Source organism: Pseudomonadota bacterium, from assembly GCA_039028935.1.
Taxonomy (GTDB): domain Bacteria; phylum Pseudomonadota; class Gammaproteobacteria; order Steroidobacterales; family SZUA-146; genus SZUA-146.
In genome coordinates, this window is the sequence record JBCCHD010000018.1 from 41,014 (window position 1) to 61,358 (window position 20,345).

General features: G+C 56.5%; 18 protein-coding genes. 6 read left to right on the forward strand and 12 right to left on the reverse strand.

Features of this window, described 5'->3' with window-relative positions; all coding sequences use genetic code 11:
• Together ubiB and AAF465_10210 are read left to right on the forward strand one after the other, a co-directional pair.
• A complete protein-coding gene (gene ubiB, locus AAF465_10205; protein MEM7083095.1) occupies positions 1-1,623 on the forward strand; it encodes a ubiquinone biosynthesis regulatory protein kinase UbiB in 1,623 nt (540 codons plus the stop codon).
• 179 nt (positions 1,624-1,802) lie between these two features.
• Positions 1,803-2,747: a M23 family metallopeptidase gene (locus AAF465_10210; GenBank protein MEM7083096.1), complete on the forward strand. Its 945-nt coding sequence runs from the start codon at positions 1,803-1,805 to the stop codon at positions 2,745-2,747.
• Positions 2,748-2,844: 97 nt separating this feature from the next.
• On the opposite strand, the gene AAF465_10215 is transcribed toward AAF465_10210, so the two are convergent.
• Positions 2,845-3,510 carry a glutathione S-transferase family protein gene (locus tag AAF465_10215; protein ID MEM7083097.1) on the reverse strand — a complete coding sequence of 222 codons (666 nt, stop codon included), beginning with the start codon at positions 3,508-3,510 and terminating at the stop codon, positions 2,845-2,847.
• A gap of 279 nt (positions 3,511-3,789) precedes the next feature.
• Here AAF465_10215 and AAF465_10220 point away from each other — a divergent pair, with 279 nt between their 5' ends.
• The 3 genes from AAF465_10220 to AAF465_10230 all read left to right on the forward strand — a co-directional run bounded on the left by AAF465_10220 (position 3,790) and on the right by AAF465_10230 (position 6,843).
• Positions 3,790-4,224: a hypothetical protein gene (locus AAF465_10220; protein ID MEM7083098.1), complete on the forward strand. Its 435-nt coding sequence runs from the start codon at positions 3,790-3,792 to the stop codon at positions 4,222-4,224.
• A gap of 104 nt (positions 4,225-4,328) precedes the next feature.
• Positions 4,329-4,712 (forward strand): DoxX family protein, encoded by a 384-nt coding sequence (locus AAF465_10225; GenBank protein MEM7083099.1) that lies wholly within the window; start codon positions 4,329-4,331, stop codon positions 4,710-4,712.
• A 538-nt stretch (positions 4,713-5,250) separates the two neighbouring features.
• A complete protein-coding gene (locus tag AAF465_10230) occupies positions 5,251-6,843 on the forward strand; it encodes a thrombospondin type 3 repeat-containing protein (protein MEM7083100.1) in 1,593 nt (530 codons plus the stop codon).
• A 98-nt stretch (positions 6,844-6,941) separates the two neighbouring features.
• On the opposite strand, the gene AAF465_10235 is transcribed toward AAF465_10230, so the two are convergent.
• From AAF465_10235 to AAF465_10285, 11 genes are all read right to left on the reverse strand, one after another.
• Entirely contained in the window at positions 6,942-8,147 is a 1,206-nt protein-coding gene (locus AAF465_10235; GenBank protein ID MEM7083101.1) for an MFS transporter, read from the reverse strand.
• Positions 8,147-8,935, reverse strand: coding sequence for a tryptophan synthase subunit alpha (gene trpA / locus AAF465_10240; protein MEM7083102.1), 789 nt, complete (start codon positions 8,933-8,935; stop codon positions 8,147-8,149). The genes AAF465_10235 and trpA overlap by 1 nt, the downstream gene beginning before the upstream one ends.
• Complete coding sequence (gene trpB / locus AAF465_10245) at positions 8,932-10,167, reverse strand: tryptophan synthase subunit beta (protein MEM7083103.1); 1,236 nt, start codon at positions 10,165-10,167, stop codon at positions 8,932-8,934. The genes trpA and trpB overlap by 4 nt, the downstream gene beginning before the upstream one ends.
• A 68-nt stretch (positions 10,168-10,235) precedes the next feature.
• Positions 10,236-10,832: a phosphoribosylanthranilate isomerase gene (locus AAF465_10250; protein MEM7083104.1), complete on the reverse strand. Its 597-nt coding sequence runs from the start codon at positions 10,830-10,832 to the stop codon at positions 10,236-10,238.
• Positions 10,833-10,841: 9 nt separating this feature from the next.
• A complete protein-coding gene (locus tag AAF465_10255) occupies positions 10,842-11,678 on the reverse strand; it encodes an indole-3-glycerol-phosphate synthase (protein ID MEM7083105.1) in 837 nt (278 codons plus the stop codon).
• Positions 11,675-12,727 (reverse strand): anthranilate phosphoribosyltransferase, encoded by a 1,053-nt coding sequence (gene trpD, locus AAF465_10260; GenBank protein ID MEM7083106.1) that lies wholly within the window; start codon positions 12,725-12,727, stop codon positions 11,675-11,677. Before trpD ends, AAF465_10255 begins: the two co-directional genes overlap by 4 nt.
• On the reverse strand, positions 12,724-13,305 hold the full coding sequence (locus AAF465_10265; GenBank protein ID MEM7083107.1) for an aminodeoxychorismate/anthranilate synthase component II: 582 nt from the start codon (positions 13,303-13,305) through the stop codon (positions 12,724-12,726). The genes trpD and AAF465_10265 overlap by 4 nt, the downstream gene beginning before the upstream one ends.
• Positions 13,302-14,690, reverse strand: coding sequence for an anthranilate synthase component I family protein (locus AAF465_10270; protein ID MEM7083108.1), 1,389 nt, complete (start codon positions 14,688-14,690; stop codon positions 13,302-13,304). The genes AAF465_10265 and AAF465_10270 overlap by 4 nt, the downstream gene beginning before the upstream one ends.
• Positions 14,691-14,948: 258 nt before the next feature.
• Complete coding sequence (locus AAF465_10275) at positions 14,949-16,757, reverse strand: DUF885 domain-containing protein (protein ID MEM7083109.1); 1,809 nt, start codon at positions 16,755-16,757, stop codon at positions 14,949-14,951.
• 58 nt (positions 16,758-16,815) lie between these two features.
• Positions 16,816-18,675: an SLC13 family permease gene (locus tag AAF465_10280; protein MEM7083110.1), complete on the reverse strand. Its 1,860-nt coding sequence runs from the start codon at positions 18,673-18,675 to the stop codon at positions 16,816-16,818.
• 275 nt (positions 18,676-18,950) lie between these two features.
• On the reverse strand, positions 18,951-19,517 hold the full coding sequence (locus tag AAF465_10285; GenBank protein ID MEM7083111.1) for a FlhC family transcriptional regulator: 567 nt from the start codon (positions 19,515-19,517) through the stop codon (positions 18,951-18,953).
• 244 nt (positions 19,518-19,761) lie between these two features.
• Between AAF465_10285 and AAF465_10290 the strand changes: the two genes are divergently transcribed.
• Positions 19,762-20,331, forward strand: coding sequence for a hypothetical protein (locus AAF465_10290; protein ID MEM7083112.1), 570 nt, complete (start codon positions 19,762-19,764; stop codon positions 20,329-20,331).
• Positions 20,332-20,345: the final 14 nt, after the last annotated feature.

The following is a 20,345-nucleotide window of genomic DNA, read 5'->3' on the forward strand; positions in this document are numbered from 1 at the left end:
ATGCGTCTTCGTCATCTTTTTCGACTGCTGCGAATTTTTCGCATCCTCAAACGGCACGGGCTACACGATGTGGTGCGAGCTCTGCGCCCGCAAAACCCTCTGAGCAGGCTGTTTGGCGGCAGCCAAAAGCCCATGCGCCCCGATCTTGGACAGCGCATTCGCCTGGCGCTGCAAGACCTCGGGCCCATATTCGTCAAATTCGGTCAGGCACTCTCAACGCGACCTGATCTATTGCCTCCCGACATTGCTCGGGAGTTGGCCAAGCTTCAGGACAAGGTGCCCCCGTTTTCCAACGAACTGGCGCGCGAGACAGTCGAAACGGCGTTTGGCGAATCCGTCGACAACGTGTTCAGCGCGTTCGACGAGGAGCCGCTGGCATCCGCTTCCATCGCCCAGGTTCATGCAGCACGCCTTCATGATGGCACCGAGGTCGTGGTGAAAATTCTGCGTCCTGGCATTGAACCGATCATCGACAAAGATTTGGATGTGCTCACCGCACTGGCGGAACTGGCGCACCGCTATTGGCCCGATATCCGCCGCCTCAAGCCGCGAGACGTGGTTGAGGACTACAGCCGAACCATTCGTGACGAGCTCGATTTCATGCGCGAGGCGGCCAATGGCGCTCAGCTCAAGCGTAATTGGGCTGATCATCATATTCTTGAACTGCCCGATATTTACTGGGATTACTGCCACCCAAATGTGATGGTCATGGAGCGCGTCTACGGCGTGCCGGTGAGTGACGTTGAATCGCTTAACGCGGCCGGCGTCAATATGAAAACCTTGGCAGCACGGGGGGTCGAAATATTCTTCACGCAGGTGTTTAAGCACAATTTCTTTCATGCCGACATGCACCCGGGCAACATTTTTGTCAATGTCACCGATCCGGAAGACCCCCGATACGTGTCCATCGACTTTGGCATTGTGGGTACGCTTGATCTGAGCGATCAGCGCTACCTCGCGGCCAATCTCTTGGCGTTTTTCCATCGGGACTATCGCAAAGTGTCACAGCTGCATGTTGATTCGGGCTGGGTACCTGCGGGGACACGCGTTGACGAGTTCGAGTCTGCCATTCGCACTGTCTGCGAACCGATTTTTGACAAACCACTCAAAGATATTTCGTTTGGGCAGTTTCTTGTCCGCTTATTTAGTACTGCGCGACGGTTCAACATGGAGGTGCAGCCGCAGCTCGTGTTGCTACAGAAAACGCTGCTCAATATTGAGGGCCTGGGACGACAGCTCTATCCCGAGCTTGATCTTTGGGAAACCGCAAAACCATTCCTTGAAGACTGGATGGCGGAGAAAACCAGTGGCAAGGAGTTAGCCGGGCGGTTCAAAGAGTCGTTGCCAGATCTTGTTACGACACTCAACGACGCCCCCCAGCTGCTGTCCCGCTTAACGCAGCAGCTCTCAGACGGTTCGTTCAACGTCGCGCTGGCACCCGACGACCTGGACGCCCTGCGCGCGAGTCAGCAGCGCAGCGATCGGCGGCACACCACCGCCGTTGCCGGTGCAGGCCTACTCATCGCGTCCGCCGTACTGGTCGGTACCGGCTATGAGCATAATTGGGTTAGTCTCGCTGCGCTGATTGCCGGTGGCGCTCTACTATGGCGCTCGCGCGCCTGATAGCACGCCTTTGAGCTTAGCGAGTCATCAATGTGTGACCCGATAGGCGGTCGATCTTGCCAGAGGGCGTAAACTGGCCGGTGACGTGGATGCCGTTATGGTGAATCCACCGATGATTACGCGGCGCCGACCGCGAGGACGTCTCGACATATCGACCACGGTAGCTGGGTAAGAACGTGATGCAATCGGTCCCTAACCTTCTTCGACTAGCGCTCATTCTGGCCGCGATCGCGATTGTGGCCGGTGCCGCTGCCCAAACGCTTTATCGGTATAAAGACGAAGACGGTAACTGGCAGTTCACTGATCGTGCACCCGATGATGTCGCGGATGTGCAGACCGAGCGCATGACCACCCGCAACTACGAGCCACAAGTTACCCTGGAGCAGGTACGCATCGACGGTGGCATGCGATTAGTGGCCATCAATGAATGGCACTGCCCGATGGAAGTGTTTGTCGACTTCTCAAAAGTACGCAATCTCGATCCGGCACTGACCAAAGACTTCACCATTGTGCTCGAACCCGACAGCACGATTGAACTGCGTGACTTTTTCCCACTCGATATAGAGCAAAAATACGGCTACGAGATGGAGTATGCGTATATCCCTGGCGATCCAACCAAAACACCGGACGACTATCTTTACGCTATGCCGTTCGCCAAAGGGACCGAATATACCGTCACTCAAGCCTACCCCTCCGCCATCACGCACAGTGATATTTCGAGCAAATACGCAGTGGATTTCGCGATGCCTGTCGGCACGCCGGTCTACTCCGTTCGCGATGGCGTGGTTTACGCAACCGCCTACGATAACTACACGGGCGGCACGGACCGGGCGCGAGACTTGCCGAAAGCGAATGTCGTGCGCATCGTGCATGACGACGGCACCATTGCGGTCTATGCGCATCTGGCGTGGAACGCCATCCGTGTAAAGCCTGGCCAGCGCGTCCGACGTGGCCAATACATCGCCGACTCAGGTAACACCGGGTTTAGCAGCGGGCCGCATCTTCATTTTGCACTGCTGGTCAACAAAGGCATGCGCATTGAGTCGTTGCCGGTCGTGTTTGAGGGCCCGGGCGGTGCAGGTGTCGTGCCACGTACCGGGCAGATGCTCTACAACATCGAGTAGCCCCGCGTCTAGGAACCGGTCAGATCGTTACCAAGACCGGCCACCACCCGAGCGGACGGGCCTCACGTTAAGTCGCCGTCAGGCACATCGCGATCGGTTAGACGCCGACCTCTTCGGTGTCCAATATCTCTGTCTCGTCAAGCGCCGCCTCGATCCACTCCCGTATGAACGGGTCTTGGATGCAATGATCCGCATACGCCTGGCAAGCGGACGGCAGTGTCACGCTGTAGGTGCGAAACCGAAACACTACGGGCACAAACATCGCATCACAAATGGAAAACCGTCCGAACAGCCACGGGCCGTCACGTTGTGTCCTATCGTCAGCCAGGCAGGCAGCCCAAACCGCGATCATCCGCTCCACGTCCCGTTGCGCACCGGCGGAAAGCTCAACGACGCGTCCGGTGGCACGAATGTTCATCGGCATTTCATTGCGTAAATCCGCAAAGCCGGAATGCATCTCACAACTAAGCGATCGAGCCTGTGCGCGCACAGACCGTTCATCGGGCCAAAGCTTGGCTTCAGGCGCGCACTCGTTGAGATATTCGGCGATGGCTAAACTGTCGCTAATTACCCAGTCGCCCTTACGTAGCGCCGGGACCATACCGTTGGGAGACAGCGACTTGATCTCTTCTTTGAAATGCGGTGTGTCGAGCAACACACGTTGACTGTCAAACGCCAAGCCACTGAATCGCGCAACCAGCCAGGCGCGCAGTGACCATGAGGAATAGTTCCGGTTACCGATGATTAATGTAAAGTCCGCCATGTCAGAATTATCCGTTGTATTGTTGAAACTGTGGAATTGATCAATTCGCCGAATAGGAAGCTTCGCTATACTCCGCGATCTATCACCGCAATCGAATCGAATCGCATGGTTAGTCGTTCACTACTGATTTTGTCACTTTTCGCTCTGTCGTTTACCAATCCGGCGTCCGCCACCGAAGCCCAATGCTTAGAAGCCGTGAGAGACTCTCATTTTGAACGCATGCCAACGGTATGCCTTGACCTACCGCATCGCAATCGCATGGAGAAAATGCGCCTGCTTATGTCAGGAAATTTTGATCACTATCTCGGCACAATTGAGCGACCCAGCGACGCATTTGTGTTGCTCAAGCAGCTCGCGGAACAGCACGATAAAGACGCACAGTACATGTACAGCCAACTCTACGCTACCGTGCATACGATTTCGCTCGACGCCTGGCAAAAAGCGTTGGGAGCGCACGCTTCGGAGCGACAGACTCTGACCGAATACAATGCCAAGGTGAAAGCGGAATCCCAATACTGGCTCAAGCAGGCTGCCGATAACGGTCATACGCTCGCCCTTCTTGAAGTAGCCGAGTCCATGCTGCTTAAGTCGTACACGGTCCGCAATGTCGATTTGCACGAAGCCATGCTGATCGCCGAACGCGCCAACGAAGCCAACCCCAAGCTCGCCGCAAATCTCATTGAACGACTGCAGAAACGTATTCGAGAGTACTAGTCTCAACGCCCATTGGCGTTGAAGTCGCTATTCAGCGGAAACGCTGACATACTTGTTCTCCATTGACGGGCTCGGGCGCCTCACCATCAATCTGGAGATTAACTATGACGATTAGTGAACCCATGCGTGATGCCGGGCTGCTTGTTGGTCGCGTGTTACTCGTTTTCATCTACGTCCTTGGTGCCATAGCATTAATAAAAGGCTCGGTGCCGGTCGACTATGCGGCCAGCAAGGGCTTTCCGGCGTGGCTAACTTGGGCCGGCTATATCGTGAAGGTAGCGGGCGGATTTGCCGTGCTGCTGGGTTTTATGACTCGGCTCGGTGCCCTTGGACTGATCGTGTTTACGCTGCTGACCGCCTTTGTCTTCCATCCTTTGCCGGACACGGTGTTCTTCAAAGAGATTTCGATGATCGGCGGACTCATTCTCGTTTTCATTGTTGGGCCCGGACGCTATAGCATCGATCATATGCGCACGGGCAACCGCTGATCGGTCAGCACACGCTGCTCCCATCATCAGGGGAAAGTTCAGTAGGCGCTTGGCGCACGTTACAGCCTGTGCCTTCGCCTCGACGCAGTACCACTCACCGCATGACCGGCGCGCCCCGCGGCGCGCAGGTTTTCGCGCCGCTTTAAGCCGGCCCATTTCTTTTGTGCGCGACCTTAGCGGTGTTCAGAATCCCATTGCCACGCGCTCAAACGTCAAATCGCTCTGATCGATTCACAACGGGTTCACAGAGTGAAGTGTAAGATATAAATGACAGATAGACCTGCTCTGCCTTCTTGACGACAGTTTTAGTTGAAATCAACTTACACAGTAAATAGCAGTGTTTAACGCGATTTTTACTTAATTCTATTTACTGAAAAATCCAGAAACGGTACTGTCTGTAGACTAAACGCGCAGACGACTGTCAAAACAGAAACCATAAACGGCTTCAAGCCGCAGCGCTGCACGCAAAAAAAGCTCCAATAACACAGGTACGACAAACCGAGCAGTTACGCTGCCAAAACAAAATAGAGGGAAAGAGATGTTTACTGACCACAAGAGTGCGATGCGCTTGTTCGCATCCGTAATCACGACCGGTTGCGCGATGTTTATGCTCAACGCCAACGCACAGCTCTCTGAGTATTCTCAGAATTTCGAATCACTCGATCAAACCAGTGGCTCTGCACTAACCGATGACAACTGGCTTGTCTTTGGTAACGTGTTTGACACAGACGGTACGACCTACCTATTCGGTTACGGCCCGTTTGGTGCACCGAATGGTGGCGACGGCTTCTCCGGTATTACGACCGGCGAGGGCGGCCCCGAACAGGGCGTCAACCAACTGACCATCTACAACGACTACGCCAATGCGGCGCATGGCGCCAGTCAGTTTGTTGAAGCGAACGTGTTTCAAGAACAAACCATTTCTGCCGCGGATGTGGGCAAGACCTTTACGTTCCAGTTTGACGGCAAGCAAGGCAACATCATGGCCCCGACTGCGGCTATCGGGTTCATTAAAACACTCGATCCGGGTGCGGGTTTCGCCCAAACCAATCTCGTTGCTGTCGACACGTCCGCGTTACCCGCGACATGGGGCACCTACTCAGTTGAACTGACCATCGACGGCAGCTTAGTGGGCCAGCTGCTTCAATTCGGTTTCTCCACCACCACGACCGACTTCATTGGCTCAGGTAACTTCTACGACAACCTCGTTTTCTCCATCACAGCAGACAACACGCTAACAAGCTATGCGCAGAATTTCGAAGGCATGGATCCGGCCGACCCAGCGGCTCTGTCGGACGATGGTTGGCTGGTGTTCGGTAACGTATTCGACCCCATGGGCGGCTTCCTGTTTGGTTATGGCCCGTTCGTCGCGCCGAACAACGCTGGCGGCTTTTCTGCGGTTGACTTCAACCAGGGCGGTCCCGATCAAGGGATGAACCAGCTGTCCATCTTCAATGATTACAACAACAACGGCGCGCACACCGCCGGCAACCTGGTTGAATCGAATGTCTTCCAGGAGTTTGTGATCGGCGGTGACAGTATCGGCGAAACCTACACGTTCCAGTTCGACGCGAAGGCCGGCAACATCACGGGCGGCTCCACGGCTCAGGCGTTCATCAAGACACTTGATCCAGGCGCCGGATTCGCGCTGACCAACAACATTACGTTGGACACCACCAGCCTCGACCCAACGTGGAACACCTTCACGCTTGAGATCACGATCGATGCAGGCTTGCTGGGTCAGCTCATCCAGATCGGCTTTGCCACTACGGCAACCAACTTCGAAGGATCAGGCAACTTCTACGACAACATCACGTTCAATAATGGCATGGTGGCGGTAGATACCGATGGCGACGGCGTCGACGACAGTCTCGACAACTGCACACTCGTGGCCAACCCTGACCAGCGCGACTCCAACGGTGATGGCTACGGCAACATCTGTGACCCAGACTTCGACAACAACGGCGTTGTCAATTTCTTGGATATCAGTGGCTGGGTGCCGTTCTTTAACACCGCCTGCGGTGATGTTGATCAGGACATCAATGGTGACGGCGGCTGCAACTTCGGTGACTTTGCGGTCATCACGCAGTTCTTCAACCAGCCTCCTGGCCCAAGCGCACTCGCACCTTGATTGCGGTGACGAATCGGCGCTAAATAGCGCAGAGCAAGACCAAAAACGCCCCGTTTATCGGGGCGTTTTTTTATCACACTCTGGCGCTTCAATAGACGCTACGTGGGCGCGGTAGACAATGCCTGCAGTTCTTGACGACGGCGTACACTCATCAGCGCGACGAGCACCAACAGCACGGCAGGTAACGTTGATCCCACCGTCGCTGTCCAGCCAAAAAAATTAATCAGCACGCCGGCCATTAGCGACGCCAACGCCGAAAAGCTGAAAATCGTGAACTCATTGAACGCCTGTGCAGAGTAACGCTCGGAAGACGCATAGCAGCGCGTGAGCATCGTTGTGCCGCTGGTGTAAAGAAAATTCCAGCCCACGCCGAGCAACAACATTGACCACCAATAATGCAGATAGGCATGGCCGGCCATGCCAATGACGATGCACAGCCCAAGAATCCAGACGCCGACAAAGGCGATCTTTCCTGCGCCCATGCGATCGATAAGCCAACCCGCTACGAGTGCCGGCACATACATTCCCAGCACGTGAGTTCGCACAACACCCGCCGTTTGTTCAAGCGTGAAACCATCGATCACGTGCATACTCAATGGTGTCGCGGTCATGATCAGGCTCATTACCAGGTAGCTGACGACACCGCACATGACGGCAACCGCGAAAACGGGCTGTGCAAGCAACGCACGCAACGAGCGAGCGGGTGCAGACCTAGTCGCCGTCTCGACCGTTTGTGTTGGACGGAGAAAAAGATAGATAAACGCCAACAGCACAAATAACAATGCCTGTGTCGCAAGACCACCCGCATGCGCGACGCCATCAAACCAACGTACGCCACCGCTTGCTAATGTCGGCCCGAGCAGCGCGCCACCGATCGAACCTGACAACACAAAACTGATGGCGCGTCCGGCGTAGTCGGGTGTCACCGCTTCCGCTGCGGCAAAACGAAGCTGACGAGCGAATGCGGTGCTGAGTCCAAGCAGAGTGGTGGCAGCCACCAGCCACCAAAAGTGCTCGAGAAAAATGGCGTAGATTAAAAGCAGCTGGCTCGACGCGCCGACTAGTGCCGATGCCGCCAGACCACGTGCTCGTCCAAAGCGACGCATGACCATAGCCGACGGCACGGAAAACAGAGCAATGCCAATAATGTGAGCAGTGAGGGGCAAGGTGGCGAGCGCTTTGTTCTCGGCAAAGCGCTCGCCAATGATTCCACCTAACGTGACAACCTGGGAGGATCCGCTTACCGCAATCAACGACCCTAGAAACAAAATCCAGAGATTTCGATTGCGATACAGCGCCGCCATCACTGCCCCTTCAAATACTGCAGAAACACGCCCGGGTCGTTGCCCTCCGCCAATTGTTCAACGAGCGCCGATCCAACGATCACACCATCGGCATGCGCGCCGAGTGCGGTTACCTGTTCCGGGGTCCGTATTCCAAAGCCGGCACAGACCGGCACATTCGACACCTGTTTAATCGTCTTAAGATAGTCGACCACCGTTTCCGTTACCGGTGCCGCGTTGCCAGGACCGCCCGACTTCGCCCCACCTGTCGTACCGGTCACAGTCACGGCATAGACAAAGCCTGTGGCCGTGTCGCACAGCTGCTTGAGTCGCTCAGGCGTTGTAACCGGCGTGACAAGATTAACGAGTGCCAGCGCGTTCGCCTCAAGATCAGGCTTAAGCAAATCGTTCTCATCGAGCGGCAAATCGGGACAGATAATGCCCGCAACACCTGCCGCCTTGCAGCGCGGTGCAAGCTGATCACCCATCGCGATCAACGGATTGAGATAGCTCATGAGCAAGATCGGCGCGGGCCATTCGCGTTGCCCGATTTCGTCGAGTATCCAACCCAGCGTAACGCCTTGTTCGAGCGCTACCTTGCTGCTGTTTTGAATCGTCACGCCATCCGCCATGGGGTCTGTAAACGGCACGCCAATTTCAACCAAGTCGGCATGGGTCGTGAGGCTTTCAAGATGATCTTGAAACGACTCACGCGTTGGAAAGCCACCTGTCATAAAGGCAACCAGCGCCGGCCGCTGATCTTGACGCGCCGCGTCGATCGCCTGCGCAATGCGTTCGATACCGTTCATGGGTTGCTCACCTTATTCACTTGTTGAAGCGTCGGTAGATCTTTGTCGCCGCGCCCGGATACACCAATGAGAATGGTGCTACCCGGATGGTCTTGTGCATAACGACGCGCTCCATAAAACGCATGCGCCGTTTCGATCGCAGGCAAGATCCCTTCCATCGCGCAACACTCGTTGAGCGCCTCCAGCGCTTTGTCGTCATCCACTGCTACATATTCGGCGCGTTTAGTGAGCTGCAATAGCGCGTGTTCGGGACCTACGGCCGGATAATCGAGTCCGGCGGACACAGAATGCGTTTCGTACACCTGCCCATGTTCGTCGTGTAACAGCATCGAAAAGCAACCGTGCAACACACCGGGCGTGCCCGACACCAGACTCGCCGCATTATCACCCAGGCCAACACCACGACCACCCGCTTCGACACCCAGCAGGTGAATACTCTCATCCTGAATCAGCGGATGAAACAAGCCAATCGCGTTCGATCCACCGCCCACACAGGCCACCGCCACATCCGGTAATTTTCCAGCCTGCCGTAACATTTGCTCTTTCGCTTCACGTCCGATTACCGATTGAAAATGACACACGAGCTCCGGATATGGATGCGGGCCAACCGCAGAGCCAAGCAGGTAGTAGGTTTCAAGCGGTGCAGATACCCAATCACGCAGCGCTTCGTCGATCGCCGCGCGTAACGTGCGGTCGCCCGTAGTCACGGGCACCACTTCCGCACCCAGCCGCTGCATGCGGTCCACGTTAGGTGCCTGGCGCTCGACATCCACCTGACCCATGTAAACGCGACACGGCAAACCCAATCGGGCGCAGGCGGCGGCACTGGCCACGCCATGCTGTCCAGCACCGGTTTCGGCGATAATGCGCTTCACGCCGAGACGTTTGGCCAGCAACGCCTGCCCCATGGCGTTGTTGATCTTATGCGCGCCGGTGTGCGCCAGGTCCTCGCGTTTCAACCACACATCGCAGCCCCAAGACTCACTCAGGCGCGCGGCATACGACAGCGGCGTTGGTCGCCCTACCCAATGACGCAGCTGCTCGTCCAACTCGTGTTGGAAATCCGCCTGGTGCAGCACATCACGCATCCCTTCGGTGATGCGATCCAGCGGTGGCACCAAGGTTTCGGGTACGAATCGTCCGCCAAACGGACCGTAACGCCCACGGGCGTCGGGAAATTCGTTATCCAGCATCCGCTGTTTCAATGTGTCGATATCTTGTGGAGCACTCATAGTCGTTAACTCTTCCTTACTTGTCTTACCGTGCTAATTAATAAGTAGTCACTGCCTATCGGCCATGCTCATGGTGGAGTGTGCATGGCCCGTCTAACATTCGTCACAAACGCGCGCATTCGCGCCGGATCCTTTACCCCGCGCTCACGCTCAATGCCACTGCTCACGTCGACGCCAAACGGCGCCACGGCGCGCACCGCCTCACCCACATTGTCAGGATCAAGCCCCCCCGCCAAAATAAGGTGACGACCGTTCGCACAGGCGGCGGCAATCGGCCAGTCCACGGCCTTGCCTTGACCGCTGCCAATGCCCTCATAAACAAATGGATGCGGCGCATCCGGCAGCGGCGCGCCATCTCGCTCACGATGAACGGGCATCGCCTCGATCCCGTTGGGCAGCGTGAGTGTACGAAGCGCTTGCCAATCAGCCTGCACATAGTCGGGTGAAAACGCCCTGAGCACCGTGCCAAGCTCGGCTTGCCCCGGCCGCAGCATCACTGCCACCGTCGCAATATTGTCCGGCACAACGGCGGCCAATTCCGCCGCCCGCTGTGGCAAGACCGCGCGCGGCGACTCCGCAAAGACAAATCCGATCGCACTGACTCCACACGCCACCGCAACCGCCACGTCGTCGTGTGTTGTGAGGCCGCACAATTTAATCCACATGATCGGCGCTCATGGTTTGGTCGGTCTCGCTGCCTCATGGACATCCGCTCGCGTGCGTTCGCCGAGTGCGTGTATAACCGCGCCCGCGTGATCCGCCTTCATCAGCATCGTGCCGATCAGGGCGGCATCGTAGCCCAGCGCATGCAGCGCGACCGCCTGCTCCACCGAATGAATACCGCTTTCCGCCACCGTGATCGCACCGCGCGGAAAATGACCGATGAAGCGTTCGAAGCGGACCGGATCGATGTTCAGTGTGGTCAGATCCCGACAATTCACGCCAAGCAATACGTGTTCGCTGGCATAGGGTGACATTCGCACCAAATCGGACTCATCGAAGCCTTCGAGCAGCACGAACAGGCCAAGCGCGCGCGCCGTCGCGAGCATGGACTCGAGTCGTTCATCGGACAGTATGCGCGCGATGAGCAAGACACCATCCGCACCATGAACCCGGGCTTCATACAGCTGGTACTCATCAACCAAGAAATCTTTACGCATCACAGCGGCTTGACGACCGACATGCGCCTTTACCGCCGCCAGGTAATCGAGGTGGCCGTCAAACTTGTCGGGCTCAGTAAGCACCGACAGCACCTGTGCGCCACCCATAACATAGTCCGCCGCGCGCGCCACCACTGAGTCGATGGTCGCACCAGCTTCGAGTTGACCCTCGGCCGGAGAGCGGACTTTAATTTCCGCGATCACGCTCATGCCCCGTTGGGCCAACGTCAGTGGCGTGGGCGGCGGCAAGTTCTGACAACGCACTCGCATGTCTTCAAGCGAACATTGCGACTGCGCCGCTTGGCTACGGGCGCGAGAACCGCGCGCCATGTCGGCCAGAAAGTCGTTCATTCGGCGTCCGCTCCAACATCGGTGGTGCCACTGGCGAGAAGGCGATCCAGCAAATCGGCGCCCCGACCGGCGTTGATCGCCTCTCGTGCATGCGACATCGAGGCTCTAAACGATTGCGTGGTACCGGTCACCTCCAGTGCCAATGCCGCCCCGAGAACCAATGCATCAAGGTGCGGCCCACCGTCCTGACCACGAAGCACTTTGGATAAGGCCTCGGCGTTGAACTGGGCATCGCCACCGGCAAGGTCATCGGCGGTGCAGCGTGTAATGCGGTAATCGAGTGGATCGCGAATTTCCTCTGTCACCGAGCCTGGTCGAACGTCATACAGCACAAAGGGGCCTACCGGAGTGGCTTCGTCCCAACCCGGTTCGCCATGCACCACAAACACCCGCTCAATATCCATACCCGACAACGCATGCGCCATAAGATGCGCCATAGGCTTGCTGTACGCCCCGATCACCCCGAACGGCGGTCGCATGGGGTTGGTAAGCGGTCCGAGAATGTTGAATACCGTTCGTATGCGCATGGCCTGACGAATGGGCGCAACGGTCTTCATCGCGGGATGAAAATACGGCGCAAACAAAAAGGTAAAGCCATAAGTGGCGAGCGTCGATACGGCGTCGTCAGCGGTGCCAGGCAGCGTGACGCCAAGCGTCTCCAGCACATCGGCACTCCCGCTCTTACTCGACACGGAGCGGTTACCGTGCTTCACCACCGTGAGACCGCTAGCGGCTGCCAGCAACGCGCTGCCAGTGGAAATGTTGACGCTTCCCGAGCCGTCTCCACCGGTGCCGACGATGTCGACCGCCGGCAAATTGGCCGGGAGCGGCGCACGGATGGCCAGCGCCCGCATCGCATTGGCAAACCCGCGAATCTCCTGCGGTTGTTCTCCTTTGCAACGCAGTGCCGTCAAAAACGCGGCGGCAAGGGCAGGCTGCACATCGTCAGTCAGGGCGCGCATCACGTCGCCGGCTTCTGACTCGTCGAGATGGACCGCGTCCAACACTTTGTCGAGTGCGGCTTTGAGCACATGATTGGCTTCGCTCATCGAGGCTCCTGCTGAATAAAGTTGTTCATAAGTGTCATGCCCTCCGGAGTGAGCACGCTTTCGGGGTGAAACTGTACGCCTTCGATTGGATGCGTTGTATGCCTCACCCCCATAATCTCATCCTGATCGGTGTGAGCGGTGACGATCAAGCTGCTGGGCATCGACGCGTGAGTGGCGGTGAGCGAATGATAACGCCCTACCTCAAGCGGCGAATGAAGTTGTGCATAGACGCCTTGACGATCGTGGTGGATGAGCGAAGTTTTGCCGTGCATTTGTCGCGGCGCTCGTTCGATCGCACCACCAAACGCCGCCACAATAGACTGATGTCCTAAGCAGACGCCGAGAATGGGAACGGATCCGGCCAGCGCTTTAATCAAGTCGACCGACATGCCCGCGGTGTCGGGGTTGCCGGGACCAGGTGAAATCACCAAATGCGTTTTGTCTTTTGTAATCGCCTCGTCGAGGGAGAGCTGATCGTTGCGATGCACGTCCACCGTGGCGCCGAGACTTCGAAAGCCCTGCACGAGATTGAACGTGAACGAATCATAGTTATCGATCATGAGGATATGCGCGCTCATAATCCGTCCCGAGCCATGGCAAGCGCTTGCCTCAAAATGTTGGACTTGTGGAGCACCTCTTCGTATTCGAGCCGCGGGACACTATCGGCCACAATGCCAGCGCCGGCTTGAAATCGATAGCGACCATTGTGAAACACCATAGTGCGAATCGCGATGGCCTGATCAAGATTGCCATCGTGATCGAAGTACCCCACGGTGCCGGCGTAGAAGTCGCGTCGCACCGGCTCGGCCTCCTCGATGAGCTCCATGGCTCGCACTTTGGGTGCGCCGACCAAGGTACCGGCGGGAAACGCCGCCGCAAACAAGTCAAACGCATCGTGCCCATCTTCCACCTCACCCTGCACACCGCTCACAAGGTGCATCACGTGGCTGTATCGCTCAATTGACCGATACGGCTCGACTTTGATACTGCCAGGGATCGCCACGCGCCCTAGGTCATTACGCGCCAGATCTACCAGCATGACATGTTCGGCATTTTCTTTCGGGTCGTTGAGAAGCGACTGTTCCAGCGCTTTGTCATTCTCCGGATCGTCGTCGCGCGGTCGTGTTCCGGCGATGGGTCGCAGTGATGCGGTGCCGTGCTGCAATCGCACCAGCGCCTCGGGAGAAGAGCCCACGACCTGTGCATCGCCCAAATCGACGAAATACATATAGGGAGACGGATTGAGCAGGCGCAGCGCGCGATAGGCGGTAAAGGGATCAATGCTCGTCGCCCCCGAAAAACACACGGATAGCACCAACTGAAACACTTCGCCCGCCGCGATCTGTTCCTGAGCCCAGCGCACCTTGGATTCAAATTCCGCCTGCGACATGCTCGCTTCGGGTGCCGAAAAATCAGCGTCTGCCGGTTGACTGGGCACCGCCGGCCCACGTAGCGCCGCAATCACGTTATTGCGTAGCGCCTGCCGTGTTGCGTCACTACCGGCATGCAGCAGCGCCGCCCGTCGAGAAAGATGGTCAAACACCAATAAAGAGGCGGGCGCGACAAAGGCGGCTTCAGGCAAATCGGTGTCACCGCGCGTCTGATCGGGCAGGCGCTCGAAGTAGCGCACAATGTCGTAGCCCAGCACGCCGACCAAACCGCCGCAAAAAGGCAACTCATCGAGTTCCGGCTCGAGCTTGGGCGAGAGCGTTAGAAGCGCGCGAAGTTCATCAAGTAGGGCATCGCGTGTCGCGGGACGATCCTTGCGCGTACCGTTCACCACCAGCCCGTCAGCGGTTAGCCTGGCCTCCAAACCGTCGCCGAAACCAATGAACGAGTAGCGCCCGAGCACCGTGCCGTGTTCGACACTCTCGAGCAAGAAACGCGGGCGAAACGCCGCCAGTTTCAAAAACGCCGAAACCGGTGTATCGAGATCGGCAGGAATATCGAAAAGTGGATGCATGTGGTCTCGTTTTTGCCCTTATTCAGCGTTCGAGCGGGAAGTCACCCGTTCGGCCTGCCATAAAAAAACCCGCCCTTCTCGAAAAAAAGGGCGGGTTTGACGTTGTCTACAATTCAGCGTGTTACAACGCGCCCGCAAGCGGTTTCCACCACCAGGTTGTGTTGCGAAGGGTTGAATTGGTCGTTCTCATGATGACTTTGTTTTACGTCATTTACCGCAAAGCGTCAAGCCAACATAACCGCGACGTGTCGGCGACGACTAAAGATTGCGTTCGACATAATCGTCAACAAACTCCTCGAGCACCGACAGCGGCAATGGACCTTGGCGCAGCACCACGTCGTGAAACTCCCGGATATCGAAGCGATCACCCAGCCGCTCTTTCGCATCGGCCCGTAATTCGAGAATGCGGATCATGCCCACTTTGTACGCGGTGGCCTGAGACGGCATAACGATATAGCGCTCAATGGCCTTCACCACGTCTTCGGTGGGATTTGGCGTATTGGTGCTCAGGTACTCAATCGCCTCCTCGCGTGTCCACTTTTTGTCATGAATGCCGGTGTCCACCACCAGGCGGCAGGCGCGCCATAACTCCATCGCAAGCCGGCCAAAGTCGGAATACGGATCCTGGTAAAAACCCATTTCTTTGGGAATGTACTCTGAATAGAGTCCCCAGCCCTCGGTGTAGGCCGTGTAGCGACCGTACTTGCGAAACTTGGGCACACCCTCGAGCTCTTGCGCGATCGCGATCTGCATGTGATGACCGGGTATACCTTCATGGTAAGCAAGCGCCTCCATTTGATAAACGGGCATACTCGACATCTTGTACAAGTTGGCATAATAGGTGCCGGGTCGGGAGCCATCGGGCGCCGGCTGCTGATAGAACGCCTTGCCGGCCGATTTTTCACGGAACGCTTCCACCGCTTTGACCACCAGATCCGCTTTGGGCTTGGTAATAAAGATCGAATCCAGTTCCCCTTTCATCGTATCGATCATGGCCGTCGCCTCATCGAGATAGCGCTGCTTTCCATCAGCGGTTTCATCGTAATAAAACCGCGAATCAGTACGAGTGAATTCGAAGAAGTCTTGCAATGTGCCGTCGAAGCCGACTTTGCGCATGATGGCGCGCATCTCATCATGGATACGGGCGACTTCCGCCAATCCCAGATCATGAATGTCTTCGGCACTCATATCGGTCGTCGTCGTGTCGCGTAACGCCATAGCGTAAAACGCATCGCCCTCGGGCAATTTCCAAGCGCCGTCGTCCGTGGTCGCGCGGGTTTCCATATCCACAAGTTGCGCCCGAAGCTTAAGAAACGCGGGCTTGAAGCTGGTCAACAGCGCTGAGTGCGCTTGGGCGATGAGCGCGTCTTTTTGCGGCTGTTCAATGTCGAGCCCATTCACCTTGCCTTTAAAGTCGGTGTACAGCGCGCTGTCTTCGGATGCGTCGGCCTCAAAGGGTTGCCCAGACAGTACATTGTCGATGTCATTGATGGTGTAGGGATACACAAACTTGGGCGCCATGATGCCCTTTTTCTCTCGAATCTGAAGGCTCTCGATTACTTGGGCCACATTGCCCTCCACACCGTGCAGGCGCGAAATATACGCTTCCGCGTCAGCCACCTCACTCACGCGATGAATGTTGATCAAGAACGAGGGAATACCCGACTGGGCACCGAACATCTGATTCACCGGATAGGAATGAAAGCGATATTTAAAGCGGCGAATTTGACGTTCTGACTGTTCTTCGAACAGCCGATAGCTGACTTTGGCCTGCTCATCGAGCGCGTCGTAATCGATGGTCTCTCGCAGCTCCTTAAGCGCCGCTTTGGTTATCGCTAATTCCTTCTGGGCGTTCTCGTCGGAGTTATCATTCCACTTGTCTTGGTCTTTCTTGATACCTAGATAGCTCTGATAGGTCGGGCTACGCATGACCGCTTCGTTAAAGATTCGCTCGAAAAAGGCGTTCGCGCGCTCACTTTCGGTTTGCACCGCCTCTTTGGTTTCCATCACCGGCTCGGACTCGGCCGGCGCACTTGAGCAGCCGACCAACAGACCCGCCAATACCATCAGTCCCAGAAACTTCTTCACGTCTGACTCCTTTCGATTCGCTTGGCGCAAACCGACCTTACGACACGCCGTACATCAACGGCAGCAAAATGGAAAACGCGGCCCACATGACCAAGGTCAATGGGATACCCACCCGCAAAAAATCACTAAACTTATAACCACCCGCACTCATAACCAGCAGATTCGTCTGATAGCCCATCGGGGTTGCAAAACTCATGTTGGCACCAAACAGCACGGCGAGAAAAAACGGCTCGGCCGGCGCGCCCAGTTGCTGCGCGACGCTCAGGGCAATGGGCGTGCCAATACCCGCGGCGGCGGCGTTGGACACCATATTCGTCAATATGGCCATCACCAGCATCAACCCGCTCATGATTACTGGTGTGGGCATCCCCTGTGTCGACGCCACGAATACCTGGGCAATATACTCGGCCCCGCCCGTGCGAAGCAGCGCCAGTGACAGCGCAAGACTAGTAACGATAATCATAATTACCGGCGCACTCAGTGACGAGAGTAAGCTGTTCCAGTTCATCGTACGAGTTACGACCAAGAGCGACACACCCACCAGAGCACTGACCACAATCGGTAGCAAACCAAACGCCGCGGTGCCGATTACAAAGGCCGAAATGAACAGGGCACGTTTGGCCATTTTCGAATCGGGAAGACTCACTTTGCCCGACAACACCAACATCGCCCCACCCTGACGTAGATCGCGAATACTGTCTTCGGTTCCCTGCACGAGAATCACGTCGCCAGAGCGCAGACGCACATCGCCGATATCACCATCCGAATCAACCTCATCGGACTTCGCGCGATGAATCGCAAGAGGAACAAGGTTATAGCGCTGCACAAATTTGACCGAGTTCAGCGTGCGGTGATGGAGTAATGAGCCACGAGTGACCACCACTTCCGCGAGCGCCTGGCCTTCGGCCGTCAGCGGATGGGCCTCATCCACCGGAAATTCCTCGTCGCTGCCGCTGTCGGTATAAAGCGTGAGGCCAAGCGCTTCCTCAAACTCTTTTAACTGCTCCGGACGATCTTTCACATACAGCAAGTCACCTACCTGAACATTGACCGACGGCAGCTTGGTAATAAAGAGCCCCTCGCCAAACAGACCCTTACCCCGTTGAATACGGGTCACCTGCATCCGGTTGCCGGTTTTAGCGAGCACCTCGGACAGCGTTTTGCCCACCAGGAAACTGCCCTCGGTGACGCGGAAAGTCGCGTTGAATACTCGCGGAGACGTGTCGTTCATGGGCGGCGTGCGCTCGGGCAATAGCTTGGGCGCAACAAGCCACAAGAACAAGATACCCACCACGCCGGCGATCATCACCGGCACGGTAAAGTGAAACAGCCCATTGATGGTAAGGCCCAAATCCGCCGCAATATCGACGGCCATGAGGTTGGTTGAGGTACCGATAGTGGTCGCCATGCCGCCAATAATGGTGGCCAGGCCCATTGGCATGAGCATACCGGTCGGCGATTGATGGGTGCGCAGCGCAGCGGCCACCAATACCGGCAGCAACATCACTACGATCGGCGTGTTATTGAGAAACGCACTGGCAAACGCGGAAATCACCAGTGTGAGCAACATGGTGGTTTTGGGTCGGCGTTTCCAACCGGATGACATGAGCAACACGATGGAGCGCAAGGCGCCGGTTTCCTCCAGCGACTTACCCACGATCATGAGTGCGGCAATCGCGATAACCGCTTGGTTGCCAAAAAATTGGAAAAAGTCGCTGACGTCGATGTACGCGCCATTCTCGTTTTCGTAAGGCACCACAAAAAAGACGATAACGAGTGCCGCCAAAATAATCAGGCACGACGTTTCCAGCGGAATGCGGTCGCGTGAAAAAAGCAACAGCGCAACCAGCGTCAGCACCATCGCAAAGATGGCGTGCGGATCAGGTAATGGTGGCAAGCGTACCTCGGCAGTGGCCGCGCACCTGCGGCGCGCGAGAGCAAGTAGGTTAGCTCAAAACCCTCAGCCAAACAGCACCCACACACAACATCATTTGGCTAAGTGATTGCGATACTTAGAAATTGCTGTTTTTGGCGTTGTAGCGAATGCGCCTCACACGACGTGATTCGGCGACTTGACGCGTGGGGTTAATTTTGTCTGAGGTGCCGGCGAGTCGCTGAACCCGATGGGCAACAAAGACGGATTAATCTCAATTCGACCGCTCACGGTTTCGCCTACACCGCCTGACCATACGCTGACTGTTTGATTCGGCAACACGGGCACACCCGCGGCGTTAACGACAACCTGTCATGTGCAAATAGACCGCCGCAGCGCTGGCACGAATGCAGCTCAAGTTCGTCACCGGACTGTAGCGCGTCACACAAGGCCCAGGCACGTTCGAAACAAAACGCCGGGGATTGGCATATGGCCACATACATCGCATAGGCGCGACAAAAGCGTGTGCCGTAGGCAATACCTCGCGTTGCCATGAGGGGCGCGCGGTGCGAGTGCTCCGGCAGCAAACCAAATTGCACAAACAAACTGGCCAATGTCGCGCTTTGCCGCTGGGTCTCGAGATTTTTCATGAACATCGTGATCTTACTGGGCGATTTGCCGCGCTGTCGCCGGACGGTCTTGCCACGCGCGTCTTTAAAATAAGTGCTGTACAGACGCCGAATTCGGTCGTCGGATAATCCGGTGCACCCGCGAATGGTGTGGGTGCGAGCTTCGTAGGCGATCATTTGCAAGGCCAGTTCGATTTGACCTTTTTCCCGAAGATAGCGAGTAGATGTCGTGCTCATTTTGGCTCCAAATATGATGCGTCGCAATATTTTCGGCACAGTTTTTGGTCCAAATGGACCAAACTTGAAGAATAACGTAGCATATTTGGTCCAAATGGACCAAACCACACTATTTCGGCAACTTAGAAAGAAAATTGGTCGTCGATCCCAAAGGCGTCAAATTTCGCGAAATTCGCCGATTTTAGGGCTGCCGTTTTCGCCGCACTCGCCACAATCTGGTCGACCCTTTGCACAGGAGCACACCATGCCTTCATCCGACCACGATCAACTTTCCCGTCACCTTCTGCGAGAGCTGGCCAGTCTCAACTACCGCTTTATCTTGTTGCTCAACGAATTTGATCCAGCCCCTGACCAGCTCGGACTGAGCCCGCCCCTACATGAACGCCTGAGACTGCTGGACGAATCCGACCGACGCCGGCTGGCGTCGTGCCCCTATGGGCTGTTCGATCTACGGCTCGATCAACCCGTCCAATGGCAGGCGTGGTTTGACCAAACGCCATCTCCACAGCCCGAAACGAGCGCGTCGACCTTCACGCTGGCCGCCCTACTGTACTCCCAACAACTGGCGGTGGAGAACATCGATCTTGGTCGACTGCTGCTTGGCCTCTCACCCCGCGTGGCGGAACACTTTCGGCGCGCGAGCATCGGCCAACTCATGGACATTGCGCCCCTGGTCAGCCAACACCTCAATGTGCGCTTGATTGATGATCCCAATTTTTGGCCGGACCTCGTCAATTTTGTGCGCGATGGAACCGACGAGCAGTACGTGGCCGCGCAAACATCGGCGATTCAGATTATGGCCGCGCAGCTTTGATGCGCGATCGCACA